This is a genomic window from Thioclava sp. ES.031 (genome assembly GCF_002563775.1).
Classification (GTDB): Bacteria; Pseudomonadota; Alphaproteobacteria; order Rhodobacterales; family Rhodobacteraceae; genus Thioclava.
Window position 1 is genome coordinate 560,033 of sequence record NZ_PDJO01000001.1, and the last position, 12,308, is coordinate 572,340.

The following is a 12,308-nucleotide window of genomic DNA, read 5'->3' on the forward strand; positions in this document are numbered from 1 at the left end:
CGATGCTTTCTACGATTTTGCAGGTCGCGCTAGGCGGCGCGATGGGTGCATCGGGGCGCTACCTCGTTGGCGTCGGAATGATGCGCAGCTTCGGCGCGCAGCCTTTCCCGCTGGGCGTCATCACGGTGAACATCCTCGGCTCGTTCCTGATGGGCGCGCTCGTGGTGTTCCTCGGTGACAAGCAGCTGACCCATTGGAACGCCTTCCTCGCGACCGGCTTTCTCGGCGGCTTCACCACTTTCTCCTCCTTCTCGCTCGAAGCCTATCGCTTGATCGAGAAAGGCGATGTCACTTTGGCAGTCAGCTATATCGGACTGTCGGTCGGCGCGGGGCTTCTGGGCCTCGTCGCGGGCGTTCTATTGATGAGGGCCATGCTATGAGCGGCGTCCAGCATATCACCGTCACCGAGGACGAGGGCGAACAGCGCCTCGACCGGTTTCTGAAAAAGCGTTTCCCGCAACTGTCCCAGGGCATGATCGAGAAGTTCTGCCGCAAGGGCGATCTGCGCGTGGACAAGGGCCGGGTGAAGGCCAATTCCCGTGTCGCGCCGGGGCAGGAAATCCGGGTGCCGCCGATCCCCGATTCCGCGCCCGCGCCGAAGACCGAGGGCATCTCTGATGCGGATGCGAAATTCATCCAAAGCTGCGTGCTCTGGAAGGACGAGCATATCATCGCGCTCAACAAGCCGCCGGGGCTGCCCTCGCAGGGCGGTTCGGGGCAGGGCAACCGCCATGTCGACGGGCTGAGCGAGGCGCTGAAATTCGGCTACAAGGACAAGCCGAAGCTGGTGCATCGCCTGGACAAGGACACCTCCGGCGTTCTGCTGCTCGCGCGCACCGACCGCGTCGCGCGCCGCCTGTCCGAGGCGTTCCGCGGCAAGACCACGCGCAAGATCTATTGGGCGGCCGTCGCAGGAGCGCCCGAACCGAAGACCGGCACGATCCGCTTCGGTCTGGTGAAAGCGCCGGGCCATGGCCGTGGCGGCGAAGGCGAGAAGATGATCTGCATCCATCCCGCCAAGGTCGACAAGACCGAAGGTGCCAAACGCGCGACCACCGATTACTTCACGCTGCACATCCTCGGCCAGCGGGTCAGCTGGGTCGCGCTGGTGCCGATCACCGGGCGGACCCACCAGCTGCGCGCGCATATGGCCGAGATCGGCAACCCGATCATCGGCGACGGCAAATATGGTGGCTCGAGTCAGGAGAACATGGGCGACGGTTGGGGCGCGCAACTGGGTGGCGAGATTTCCCGCAAGCTGCACCTGCATGCCCGCCAGATCAGCTTCGATCATCCGATCACGAAGAAGCGGATCACGCTGACCGCGCCGCTGCCCGAACATATGAAGCGGACCTGGGATCTGCTCGATTGGCATGAGCGCGACGTGCCCGCCGACCCGTTCGAGGATCTGAAATGAAGCTCGCGATCTTCGACGTCGATGGTACGATCTCGGATAGCCAGAACCACATCACCCACGCGATGACGATTGGGTTCGAGGCGGCGGGTCTGCCAGCCCCGCCGGCCTCCGCCGTGTTGCAGATCGTGGGTCTGTCGCTGCCGCTCGCGGTAGCGCGGCTTGCGCCGGAGCACGATGCGGAGACGCAGGCGCGTATCGTCGAGGGCTACAAGCAAAGCTACAAGACCGCCCGCGCAGCCTCGCCCGCGCCGCTCTATCCCGGGGCCGAGGCGCTGCTGCGCAAGCTCGCCGCGCGCGACGACATGCTGCTGGCGGTCGCCACCGGCAAGTCCCGCCGCGGTCTGCGCGCGCTGATCGAGTATCACGGTCTGGACGGGCTCTTCGTCAGCCAACAGACCGCCGACGATCACCCCTCGAAGCCGCACCCGTCGATGATCGGCGCGGCGCTGAGCGAGGCGGGCGTGGACGCGCGCGACGCGGTGATGATCGGCGATACCAGCTTCGACATCGAGATGGGCCGCAGCGCGGGCGTCGCGACCATCGGCGTGCGCTGGGGCTACCACGCGCCGCACCTGCTCGAAGCGGCGGGCGCGCATCAGATGGTCGATGATTTCGACGGGCTGGAAACGACACTTCTGGATCTGTGGGAGATGAGCGCATGAGCGAATGGGCGGCCAAGCGGTTCTGGACCGAAACCACCGTAACCGAGCACCCCGAAGGATTCGGCGTGGCGCTGGACGGGCGTGCGGTGAAGACGCCGGCGAAAGCCGCGCTGACGGTGCCGACCCGCGCCTATGCCGAGGCTATCGCGGCTGAATGGGACGCGCAGGACGGCGCGATCCAGCCCCATACGATGCCCGTCACCCGCTCTGCCAATGCGGCGATCGACAAAGTGGCGCATCAGCATCCCGAGGTCGTCATCCATGTCTGCGAATTCGGCGGCACCGATCTTCTGTGCTACCGCGCCGTGGCTCCGACGGAGCTGGTCGAGCTTCAGACCGCGAAATGGGACCCGCTGCTGGAATGGGCGGCGCAAACCTACGGCGCGGAGCTGAAGGTCACGACGGGCATCCTGCCGGTCGATCAGCCTGCCGATCATCTGGCGCGGCTGGAGGCGGAGGTGGCAAACCTCGACCCCTTCGCGCTGGCGGCGCTGCATGATCTCGTGGGCATTACCGGCTCCCTCGTTCTCGGGCTGGCCGTGACCCGCGGCAGGCTCTCGGCCGAGGAAGCGTGGGAGCTTTCGCGGCTCGACGAAGACTGGCAAATCACCCAATGGGGCGACGATGAAGAGGCGGCGGAGATCGCCGCACACAAGCGCGAGGCGCTGTGTGACGCGGCTCGAATTTGGGCGCTCACCGAAAGGTGACTGCCGCAGATTCTCACGCTGCTTATTGACCTGCCAAAAGCATCGGCAGTTGCTGATGATTTACGCAGGGGGCCTCACGAATTCCGGAAACTGGCCTTGACGTTCTTTGATCGGATGGACCAAACTTTCGGTACTCCGTGTCATGTAGACACGATCGACCAGGTCCGTGAGGGACCAAGAACCGCTCTGTCAGAGCGGCGACAACAGGAAGAGGTAAAAATGAAGAAATCCGTCTTTTTCGGCGCGCTGACGGCTGCGACGCTGACTGCCGGGCTGGCTGGCGCGGCCACGCTCGATGACGTGAAATCGCGCGGAGAGCTGATCTGCGGCGTGAACACCGGTCTCGTCGGCTTCGCCGCGCCGGATGCCAACGGTAACTGGTCCGGCTTCGACGTCGCGGTCTGCCAGGCCGTCGCCGCCGCTGTACTGGGCGACCCCTCGAAGGTTAAATATGTCCCCACCTCGGGCCAGACGCGCTTCACCGCGCTCGGTTCGGGCGAAGTGGACCTGCTCGCACGCAACACCACCTGGACCTTCTCGCGCGACACCGACCTGAAGCTCCAGTTCACCGCGACCAACTACTACGACGGTCAGGGCTTCATGGTCCGCAAGGATTCGGGCGTGACCTCGGCCAAGGAACTCGACGGTGCTTCGATCTGTATCCAGACCGGTACCACGACCGAGCTGAACCTCGCCGACTACTTCAAGGCCAACAACATGTCCTATCAGCCGATCACGGTTGATTCGAACGCCGAAGGCGAACAGCAGTTCCTCGCCGGCGCTTGTGACGCCTACACCACCGACGCGTCCGGCCTCGCCGCGACCCGCGCCGCTTTCGCGAACCCGGCCGACTACGTGATCCTGCCGGAAATCATCTCGAAAGAGCCGCTGGCTCCGGCCGTCCGTCAGGGCGACGATCAGTGGACCGACATCGTCCGCTGGACCATCTTCGCGCTGATCGGCGCTGAAGAATACGGCGTGACCTCGGCGAATATCGACGAGCTGGCCAAAGGCACCGACAACCCGGAAGTCAACCGCCTGCTCGGCACCGAGGGTGACCTCGGCGCGATGATCGGCCTCGACAAGGATTGGGCCGTCAAAGCCATCAAGGCCAACGGCAACTACGGTGAAATCTTCGCCGCGACCATCGGCGAGCAGACCCCGATCGGTCTGGCCCGTGGCCTGAACGCTCAGTGGACCCAAGGCGGTCTGATGTACGCTCCTCCCTTCCGCTAAGAAGGGCCCGGCAGGGGCGCGGTTCAATCCGCGCCCCTGTTCCGTTTTCAAGAGACCGTGCGTAGGGGAGACATCCCCACTAAGGCCCGCAAGAATGGCCAGACAAAAATAACGACGCGGCAACAGGGGAAATAAGAATGACAAGCGCGCCCGACGCGCCGGAGCAGGGCTTCCGGCTCAGCCAGCTTATCTATGACACGCGTTATCGCTCCCTGACGATTCAGGCGATCGTCTTCATCCTCGTGATGGGCGGCGCGGCATGGCTGGTGGACAATGTGATCCAGAACCTCAACGACCTCGGGAAGGATTTCAATTTCTCCTTCCTCGGGCAGAGGGCCGGTTACGATATCGGCAATGCGATCATCCCGTATAACAACGACATGAGCCACGGACGTGCGCTGCTTGTCGGTCTGATCAACACGCTCTGGGTGTCCTTCCTGGGCTGCGTCGCCGCGACGATCATCGGGGTCGTCGTGGGCGTGCTGCGCCTGTCGAAGAACTGGCTCGTGGCGCGGCTGATGACCGTCTATGTCGAGGTCTTCCGCAACATTCCGGTGCTGCTGTGGATCCTGGTGGCGATCGCGCTTCTGACCGATGTGGCTCCGTCGCCCAACGCCTATAAGGTGAACCAGCAGACGGGCGAGGCACAGGCTTCGATGCTGCTCGACTCGGTCGCTTTCACCAATCGCTACACCGCGATCCCCTCGGTGCATTTCGATCGCTCGCTCGGCTCGCTCGACACGGCGCTTGCGCCGATCTCGCTCAACTTTCTTGCGCTGGTGATCGTGCTGATCGCCTCGATCTGGGTGAACAAGCGGATGCTGACCCACGCCGCCAAGGTACAGGAGGCGACCGGGGTCCGACCTACAATGTGGTGGAAGAGCGCACTGATACTCGTCGCGCCCGTCGTGATCCTTGCCTTCGCGCTCGGGATCAATCCCGAAGAGCCCCAGATCAAGGGCTTCAACTTCACCGGCGGCACGAACGTGTCGAACTCCTTCGTGGCGCTCTGGCTCGGCCTGTCGCTCTATACGGCGGCCTTCATCGCGGAGATCGTCCGCGCCGGTATCCTCGCCATCTCGAAAGGTCAGACCGAGGCCGCCTTCGCGCTGGGTCTGCGGGCCAATCGCACGATGAGCCTCGTGATCCTGCCGCAGGCGCTGCGGGTCATCATCCCGCCGCTGATCTCGCAATATCTGAACCTGACGAAGAACTCCTCGCTCGCGATCGCCGTGGGCTATCTGGAACTGCGCGGCACGTTGGGCGGCATCACCCTGAACCAGACCGGGCGCGAGCTTGAGGCGATCACGCTGATGATGCTGATCTACCTCGCGATCTCGCTGTCGATCTCGGGCGTGATGAACGTCTACAACAATCGCGTGAAGCTGAAGGAGCGGTGAGATGAGCGATACACAAGCCCATTCCGTCGCCTATGTCCGCGACACGATGCTGCCGCAACAGCCTGCCCCCGCAGGGCAGTCCGGTGCGGTCCAATGGCTGCGCGAGAACCTGTTCTCGGGCTGGCTGAACACGCTGCTGACCCTTCTGGGCGTGGCCGTGATCTACACGCTGGTTATGCATTTCCTGCCGTGGTTCCTGCATGGCGTCTGGGACGCCAACTCGATCAAGGAATGCCGCACGATCATCACCGACCGTTACGGCGAAGGCGCGACCGGCGCCTGCTGGGGGGTGATCCGCGAGCGTTGGCACCAGTTCATCTTCGGGTTCTACCCGCCGGAGCTTTACTGGCGCCCGATCCTGACCTTCCTGCTGCTCTTCGTGGCGGTGGGCCCGCTTCTCTTCACCTGGGTGCCGCGCGTGCTCGCGTGGTTCACGCCGGTCTACCCGTTCCTCGCCGTCTGGCTGCTCTGGGGCGGCTCCGGCTGGACGCCGATCATGATCTTCGCAGGCTTCGTGCTGGGCGCGGCGATCCTGTTGGTGCTGTCACCGCGGCTTGGCTCGATCATGGCTTTCTCGATCGGCGCTTTGGTCGCGATCCTCTACTTCCTCTTCGTGGTGGGCCCGCTCATCGACGGGTTGCAGGCGATCCTGCCCTGGGGGCTGGAATCGGTGGACTCCGCCAAGTTCGGGGGCTTCCTGCTGGCGATCACGCTGGGCGTGGGCGGCATCATGATGTCGCTGCCGCTGGGGATCGTTCTCGCGCTCGGGCGGCAATCGGACATGCCGCTGGTCAAAGCCTTCTCGGTGGTCTTCATCGAGTTCATCCGCGGCGTGCCTCTGATCACGCTGCTGTTCGTGGCCTCGTTGCTGCTGAATTACTTCCTGCCGCCGGGCACGAATTTCGACATCATCCTGCGGGTGATGATCCTCGTGACCTTCTTCGCAGCCGCTTACATCGCCGAGGTGATCCGCGGCGGTCTGGCAGCACTTCCGCGGGGCCAATACGAGGCGGCGGATGCGCTGGGGCTCGATTACTGGAAGGCGCAGCGGCTGATCATCCTGCCGCAGGCGCTGAAGATCTCGATCCCGGGCATCGTCTCCACCTTCATCGGCATGTTCAAGGATACGACGCTGGTCGTGTTCGTGGGTCTCTTCGACCCGCTCAAGGGCATCCCGGACTTCATCCGCGCCGACTTCAACTGGAAAGGCATCTACTGGGAGCCCTTCATCTTCGTCGGCGCCATCTTCTTCATCCTGAACTTCGCTATGTCGCGCTACTCGATGGCCCTCGAGCGTCGACTGCAGCGTGATAACCATTAATCGGGGACTAGACACAATGACCGAACCGCAATTCGAACGTCAGGTCGACCGCAGCCATATGCAGGTCTCCGACGAGGTCGCGATTCAGATCGAGAACATGAACAAGTGGTACGGCCAGTTCCACGTTCTGCGCGACATCGATCTGACCGTGCAGCGTGGCGAGCGTATCGTCATCGCCGGGCCTTCGGGCTCGGGGAAATCGACGCTGATCCGCTGCATCAACCGTCTGGAGGAACACCAGGCGGGCAAGATCGTCGTCGACGGGATCGAGCTGACGAATGACCTGAAGAACATCGACAAGGTCCGCCGCGAAGTCGGCATGGTGTTCCAGCACTTCAACCTGTTCCCGCATCTGACCATTCTCGAGAACCTGACGCTGGCCCCGATCTGGGTGCGCAAGACGCCCAAGAAGGAAGCCGAAGCCACGGCGATGCATTACCTCGAGAAGGTGAAAATCCCCGAGCAGGCCGACAAGTATCCCGGCCAGCTCTCGGGCGGCCAGCAGCAGCGTGTGGCGATCGCGCGTTCGCTGTGCATGAAGCCGCGGATCATGCTGTTCGACGAGCCGACCTCGGCGCTCGATCCGGAGATGATCAAGGAAGTGCTCGACACGATGATCGAGCTCGCGGAAGAGGGGATGACCATGCTCTGCGTGACCCACGAGATGGGCTTCGCGCAGGCGGTGGCGAACCGGGTGATCTTCATGGCCGACGGTCAGATCGTCGAGCAGAACAACCCGCATGACTTCTTCAACAACCCGAAATCCGAGCGGACCCAGCAGTTCCTGAGCCAGATCCTCGGGCACTGAGGGCAAGCTGGGGGGTTCACACCCCCAGACCCCCGTGGGATATTTCCGCCAAGGCGAAGAATTAAAAAAAGGGGCGGCGCGAATACTCGTGCCGCCCCTTTTCTATAATCGCTTCCGATTTAAAGCAGGTCGGAAACCGCTTCGCGCTCTTCTTCCAGCTCGCCCACGGTGCGCGCCATCATCTCTTTTTGGAAATCGTTGAATTCCAGACCTTCGACGCGCTCGTAATGGCCGTCCTTGCAGATCACCGGCAGGCCGACCATCAGCCCCTCGGGGATGTCGTAGAGGCCGGTCGACGGCACAGCCATCGACACCCACTTGCCGTCGGTGCCGTGGATCCAGTCATACATGTGATCGATCGCGGCATTGGCGGCGGAGGCGGCCGAGGAGGCACCACGCGCTTCGATGATCGCGGCGCCACGGGTCGCGACCTGCGGGATCAGCGTCTCGCGATACCAGGTCTCGTCGCCGATGATCTCGGAGAGCTTGCGGCCCTTCGCTTCGGCTTCGGTCCAGTCGGCGAACATGGTGGGCGAGTGGTTGCCCCAGACCACGAAGCGCTCGATGTCGTCGACATGCAGATCGGCCTTCGACGCGAATTGCGTCAGCGCGCGGTTATGGTCGAGCCGGATCATCGCGGTGATGTTCTCGGTCGGGAAGTTCGGCGCGTTGGCTGCGAGGATCATCGCGTTGGTGTTGGCCGGGTTGCCGACGACCACGCATTTCGCGTCACGCTTGGCGGCCTTGTCGAGCGCTTCACCCTGCACGCGGAAGATCTCGGCATTGGCCGACAGCAGGTCGCGGCGCTCCATGCCTTTGGTGCGCGGGCGCGAGCCCACGAAGAAGGCGGCATCGATATCGGTGAAAGCGGTCACCGGATCGTCGGTCACGACGGTGCTGGCGAGCAGCGGGAAGGCGCAGTCTTCCAGCTCCATCACCACGCCACGCACCGCGTCGAGCGCCTGCGGCAGGTCCAGAAGCTGCAAGATCACCGGCTGATCGGGACCGTAGACATCCCCCTTGGCGATGCGGAACAGCAGCGCGTAGCAGATCTGACCGGCAGCCCCGGTGACGGCGATGCGTTTGGGCGTTTGAGCGGACATGGAAACCCTCCTGTGATGATTACGCCCGAGAGATAGGGCACAGGCGCGCGGCTGGCCATAGAAAACCGTGCCCTAACGTCACGATCACGGGAGGGAAAAGCTGCGTTCAGCCGCGCCGGGTCGGCGTGAAGAAATCGAGCACCGATCCCTGGCCCGGCTGCACCTCGTCCCAGCTGTCGATCTGGAAATCGACGATCAGCGTGGCGCAGGTCGGGAAGCGGCGGAAATCGGGATCGTGCAGCGCGCGTGCGGGCAGGCGATGCGCGAATTCCGCGATGCCCGGGTTATGGCCCAGCATCATCACCGTCGGCGCCGTGGCGGTGCGCAGAACCTGCAGCATCATCTCGGGGGCTGCGTGGTAGAGATCCTCGACATAGCTCACCTGCGGCCGCGTCTCGATCACCGCGCGCTCGACCCGGTCCCAAGTCTCGCGGGTGCGCGTCGCCGAGGAGCAGAGCACCTCTTCCGGCTCCAGTCCGCGCGAGGCGAGGAAATCGCCCAGTTCAAGCGCTGCGGCGCGCCCGCGCGCATTGAGCGGGCGATCGCGATCCTCCATCGCCGGGTCGTCCCAGCTGGATTTGGCATGACGGGTCAGGATCAGGCGGCGATAGCCGAGCGGGGTCATGGGTGAAACTGCCTCATATGCCATGCGGATTGCTGGGGCAGCCTGCCATAGCTTTCACCTGCCGGGCAAGCGCGTCTTGCAAGGCAGCCGTGATCGCGACAGGCCGCACCTTCGGGGCGGTCGAGATGCGCGTGACAGCTTTCCGTGTCGTAGCCGTCGGGTTTGAGCGCATCGACCGGGCAAGCGGTGGCACAGGGTGCGGGGCATCCGACGCAGGGATTGGCGGCGGGCGCGGGCAGGGGAAGCAAGCCAGGCAGGGCCAGCGCGCCCCGCACCGAGGCCCAGAGGCCCATATGCGCATGGCACATCAGGTGGACCGGCGAGGCGAAGCTCTCGCCGCTTTTCACGGCCCAGCTCACGAAAGGCTGCCAGGGCGGGCCGGTGAATGGAAAGAGAGCGCGGGCTTCAAATTGCCGTGCGAGGGCGCCGATCACCCGCGCAGACCAGCGGTCCAGCGGATCGGGCGCGTCCTCGGCGAATTCCGGCTGAGCGGTGACGTGATCCCAAAAACCCGGCTCGTCGGGCGAGATCAGCGCGATCGTCTCACCATCCTCATGCAGCAGCCCCGACACGAAGAGCCAGTGCGGGGCCAGCGCCGCGGCGAGGGCCGCGATTACCGGGGGCGTCTCACTCACTGCGCGGTTTCACGCGCGGCTCGGTCGAGCGGATCATCGAGCCCGCCCCATGTTCGGTGAACAGCTCCAGCAGGCAGGCATTGGCGACGCGCCCGTCGACGATGACCACCGCGCGCACGCCCTCGTCGACCGCTTTCAGCGCGGTCTCGACCTTCGGGATCATGCCGCCCGCGATGGTGCCGTCTTCGATCAGGGCGGTCACGTCGTCGGGGGTGAGCTGGGTCATCACCTCGCCCGCCTTGTTCTTAACGCCCGCCACATCGGTCAGCAGCAGCAGGCGATCGGCGCGCAGCGCGCCCGCGATGGCGCCGGCTGCGGTGTCGCCATTGACGTTGAAGGTCTCGTTATCGGCCATGCCAGTCGCGACCGGGGCGATCACCGGGATCATGCCCGCATTGTAGAGGTCGCGGATCACCTGCACGTTCATCTCGACCGGGCGACCGACGAAGCCCAGTTCGGGATCGTCCGCCTCGCAGACCATCAGGTCGTCATCCTTGCCCGAGATCCCGACCGCGCGTCCGCCTTGGTCGTTGATCGCCTGCACGATGCGCTTGTTGACGAGGCCGGAGAGGATCATCTCGACCACTTCGACGGTGGCTTTGTCGGTGACGCGCTTGCCGCGGACCCATTGGCTCTCGATGCCGAGCTTGCCCAGCATCTCGTTGATCATCGGCCCGCCGCCATGCACCACGACCGGGAAGATGCCGACCTGACGCATCAGCACGATATCGCGGGCGAAATCGGCCATCGCCTCTTCGTCGCCCATCGCGTTGCCGCCGAATTTCACCACGACCACGGCGCCGGAATAGCGTTGCAGGTAGGGCAAGGCTTCCGAGAGGGTGCGGGCGGTGGCGATCCAGTCACGATCCATGGTCTGCTTTCTCATCTGGCTGGTCCTCGGGCAGGGTGGTCTCATCTTGCTAGACCGTTCGCGCCGGGTTTGGAAGGGCGCAATCGGGGCCGTTGCGCTCGGAACAAAACCTACTAGGGTCGGGAGCGCGCTGACGGGGAGTTCGAGTAATGGATGATCGCAAAGTAATGCTGCTGACGGGGGCGAGCCGGGGCATCGGCCACGCCACGGTGAAACGCTTCGCCGCCGAAGGGTGGCGCGTCATCACCTGTTCGCGCCAGCCTTTCCCTGAGCAATGCCCGTGGGGCGGCGGGCGCGAGGATCACATCCAAGTCGATCTCGCTAAGCCCGACGAGGTGATCGACGCGATTGCCGATATTCGCAGCCGGATCGACGGGCAGCTGCACGCGCTGGTGAACAACGCAGGCATCTCGCCGAAAGGGCCCGAGGGCGAGCGGCTCAATACGCTCGACACCGATCTGCGCACCTGGGGGCAGGTGTTCCATGTGAACTTTTTCGCCTCCATCGTGCTCGCCCGCGGGCTGGTCGAGGAACTGTCGGCGGCGCAGGGCGCCGTGGTCAACGTGACTTCCATCGCGGGCCTGCGGGTGCATCCTTTCGCGGGGGCGGCCTATTCCACGTCGAAGGCCGCGCTCAAGGCGCTGACGCGCGAGATGGCACATGATTTCGGGCCGCTCGGGGTGCGCGTGAACGCCATCGCGCCGGGCGAGATCGAAACCTCGATTCTCAGCCCCGGCACCGAGAAGATCGTCGAGAAGCTGCCGCTGCGCAGGCTCGGGCAGCCTTCGGAAGTTGCGGATGTAATCTGGTTCCTGTGCTCGGACGCGTCGAGCTACGTCACCGGCACCGAGATCGAGGTGAACGCGGGCCAGCACGTCTGAACTCGCGTCCGGGACGGCTCAGGTCTTCTTGCCGATCTTCGGCTCCGTGCCCATCGCGAGACGCGCGATATTGGTGCGGTGCCGCCAGAAGATCAGCACCGACAGGCCCGCCGCCAGCATCATCAATTCGCGATAGCCGAGGAAATAGGCCAGCGGCACCGTCGCCGCCGCCGAGACCAGCGCCGCGAGCGAGGAAATCCGCGTCAGCAGCGCCGTGACCAGCCAGACGGCGCAGGTCGCAAGGCCCACGGGCCAGGCCAGCGCAATCATCGTGCCGAGGAAGGTCGCGACCCCTTTGCCGCCCTGAAAGCGCAACCAGACGGGATAGATATGACCGATGAAGGCGGCGGCGCCCGCCACCTGCGCGGCGGTCTCGCCCAGCGTGTAGCGGGCGATGAGAACCGCAATCGCGCCTTTGCCGCTGTCGAGGAGCAGGGTCGCAAGGGCCGCGCTCTTGCTACCGGTGCGCAAAACATTGGTCGCGCCGATATTGCCGGAGCCGATTTTGCGCAGGTCGCCCAGTTTGAAAAGCTTGGTGATAACGAGCCCAAACGGCACAGATCCGAGCAGGTAGCCCAGTGCAGCCACCAGCCCGAGCCATGCTGACCCGTTCTCAATTCCCGGCATAAGCCTGCCCTCGCC

Annotated in this window: 14 protein-coding genes; 9 read left to right on the forward strand and 5 right to left on the reverse strand. The window is 64.3% G+C overall.

The features are described from left to right. Nucleotides 1-2: 2 nt before the first annotated feature. The 8 genes from crcB (at nt 3) to AXZ77_RS02850 (ending at nt 7,551) form a co-directional block, all read left to right on the forward strand. A complete protein-coding gene (crcB, locus tag AXZ77_RS02815) occupies nt 3-380 on the forward strand; it encodes a fluoride efflux transporter CrcB (RefSeq protein ID WP_078521781.1) in 378 nt (125 codons plus the stop codon). Next, entirely contained in the window at nt 377-1,417 is a 1,041-nt protein-coding gene (locus tag AXZ77_RS02820) for an RluA family pseudouridine synthase (protein ID WP_098409946.1), read from the forward strand. The genes crcB and AXZ77_RS02820 overlap by 4 nt, the downstream gene beginning before the upstream one ends. Further along, nucleotides 1,414-2,079, forward strand: a complete 666-nt coding sequence (locus AXZ77_RS02825; protein ID WP_098409947.1) for an HAD-IA family hydrolase — start codon at nt 1,414-1,416, stop codon at nt 2,077-2,079. The genes AXZ77_RS02820 and AXZ77_RS02825 overlap by 4 nt, the downstream gene beginning before the upstream one ends. After that, on the forward strand, nt 2,076-2,786 hold the full coding sequence (locus AXZ77_RS02830) for an ATP12 family chaperone protein (protein ID WP_098409948.1): 711 nt from the start codon (nt 2,076-2,078) through the stop codon (nt 2,784-2,786). The genes AXZ77_RS02825 and AXZ77_RS02830 overlap by 4 nt, the downstream gene beginning before the upstream one ends. 219 nt (nt 2,787-3,005) lie before the next feature. Continuing rightward, nucleotides 3,006-4,022, forward strand: a complete 1,017-nt coding sequence (locus tag AXZ77_RS02835) for an amino acid ABC transporter substrate-binding protein (RefSeq protein WP_098409949.1) — start codon at nt 3,006-3,008, stop codon at nt 4,020-4,022. Between the two features lie 137 nt (nt 4,023-4,159). Beyond that, a complete protein-coding gene (locus AXZ77_RS02840; RefSeq protein ID WP_098409950.1) occupies nt 4,160-5,422 on the forward strand; it encodes an amino acid ABC transporter permease in 1,263 nt (420 codons plus the stop codon). Nucleotide 5,423: 1 nt separating this feature from the next. Beyond that, entirely contained in the window at nt 5,424-6,743 is a 1,320-nt protein-coding gene (locus AXZ77_RS02845; RefSeq protein WP_098409951.1) for an amino acid ABC transporter permease, read from the forward strand. A gap of 16 nt (nt 6,744-6,759) precedes the next feature. Further along, complete coding sequence (locus tag AXZ77_RS02850; RefSeq protein ID WP_078540191.1) at nt 6,760-7,551, forward strand: amino acid ABC transporter ATP-binding protein; 792 nt, start codon at nt 6,760-6,762, stop codon at nt 7,549-7,551. Between the two features lie 119 nt (nt 7,552-7,670). Here AXZ77_RS02850 and AXZ77_RS02855 read toward each other — a convergent pair whose 3' ends face one another. The 4 genes from AXZ77_RS02855 to argB all read right to left on the reverse strand — a co-directional run bounded on the left by AXZ77_RS02855 (nt 7,671) and on the right by argB (nt 10,785). Then, nucleotides 7,671-8,654, reverse strand: coding sequence for a malate dehydrogenase (locus tag AXZ77_RS02855; protein ID WP_098409952.1), 984 nt, complete (start codon nt 8,652-8,654; stop codon nt 7,671-7,673). Nucleotides 8,655-8,760: 106 nt separating this feature from the next. Next, nucleotides 8,761-9,279 (reverse strand): histidine phosphatase family protein, encoded by a 519-nt coding sequence (locus tag AXZ77_RS02860; protein WP_098409953.1) that lies wholly within the window; start codon nt 9,277-9,279, stop codon nt 8,761-8,763. Beyond that, nucleotides 9,276-9,914 (reverse strand): ferredoxin, encoded by a 639-nt coding sequence (locus tag AXZ77_RS02865; protein WP_098409954.1) that lies wholly within the window; start codon nt 9,912-9,914, stop codon nt 9,276-9,278. Before AXZ77_RS02865 ends, AXZ77_RS02860 begins: the two co-directional genes overlap by 4 nt. After that, on the reverse strand, nt 9,907-10,785 hold the full coding sequence (gene argB, locus AXZ77_RS02870; RefSeq protein ID WP_098409955.1) for an acetylglutamate kinase: 879 nt from the start codon (nt 10,783-10,785) through the stop codon (nt 9,907-9,909). Before argB ends, AXZ77_RS02865 begins: the two co-directional genes overlap by 8 nt. A 149-nt stretch (nt 10,786-10,934) precedes the next feature. On the opposite strand from argB, the gene AXZ77_RS02875 reads away from it, so the two are divergent. Further along, nucleotides 10,935-11,666, forward strand: a complete 732-nt coding sequence (locus tag AXZ77_RS02875; RefSeq protein WP_078545340.1) for an SDR family NAD(P)-dependent oxidoreductase — start codon at nt 10,935-10,937, stop codon at nt 11,664-11,666. Between the two features lie 18 nt (nt 11,667-11,684). On the opposite strand, the gene plsY is transcribed toward AXZ77_RS02875, so the two are convergent. Continuing rightward, a complete protein-coding gene (gene plsY / locus AXZ77_RS02880) occupies nt 11,685-12,293 on the reverse strand; it encodes a glycerol-3-phosphate 1-O-acyltransferase PlsY (protein WP_078521757.1) in 609 nt (202 codons plus the stop codon). Nucleotides 12,294-12,308 lie beyond the last annotated feature (15 nt).

Coding starts and splice junctions, on each gene's coding strand:
- AXZ77_RS02860 (WP_098409953.1), bottom strand. CDS start 9,279: ATGACCCCGCTCGGCTATCGCCGCCTGATCCTGACCCGTCATGCCAAA.
- AXZ77_RS02850 (WP_078540191.1), top strand. CDS start 6,760: ATGACCGAACCGCAATTCGAACGTCAGGTCGACCGCAGCCATATGCAG.
- crcB (WP_078521781.1), top strand. CDS start 3: ATGCTTTCTACGATTTTGCAGGTCGCGCTAGGCGGCGCGATGGGTGCA.
- plsY (WP_078521757.1), bottom strand. CDS start 12,293: ATGCCGGGAATTGAGAACGGGTCAGCATGGCTCGGGCTGGTGGCTGCA.
- argB (WP_098409955.1), bottom strand. CDS start 10,785: ATGGATCGTGACTGGATCGCCACCGCCCGCACCCTCTCGGAAGCCTTG.
- AXZ77_RS02840 (WP_098409950.1), top strand. CDS start 4,160: ATGACAAGCGCGCCCGACGCGCCGGAGCAGGGCTTCCGGCTCAGCCAG.
- AXZ77_RS02835 (WP_098409949.1), top strand. CDS start 3,006: ATGAAGAAATCCGTCTTTTTCGGCGCGCTGACGGCTGCGACGCTGACT.
- AXZ77_RS02820 (WP_098409946.1), top strand. CDS start 377: ATGAGCGGCGTCCAGCATATCACCGTCACCGAGGACGAGGGCGAACAG.
- AXZ77_RS02830 (WP_098409948.1), top strand. CDS start 2,076: ATGAGCGAATGGGCGGCCAAGCGGTTCTGGACCGAAACCACCGTAACC.
- AXZ77_RS02855 (WP_098409952.1), bottom strand. CDS start 8,654: ATGTCCGCTCAAACGCCCAAACGCATCGCCGTCACCGGGGCTGCCGGT.
- AXZ77_RS02825 (WP_098409947.1), top strand. CDS start 1,414: ATGAAGCTCGCGATCTTCGACGTCGATGGTACGATCTCGGATAGCCAG.
- AXZ77_RS02845 (WP_098409951.1), top strand. CDS start 5,424: ATGAGCGATACACAAGCCCATTCCGTCGCCTATGTCCGCGACACGATG.
- AXZ77_RS02875 (WP_078545340.1), top strand. CDS start 10,935: ATGGATGATCGCAAAGTAATGCTGCTGACGGGGGCGAGCCGGGGCATC.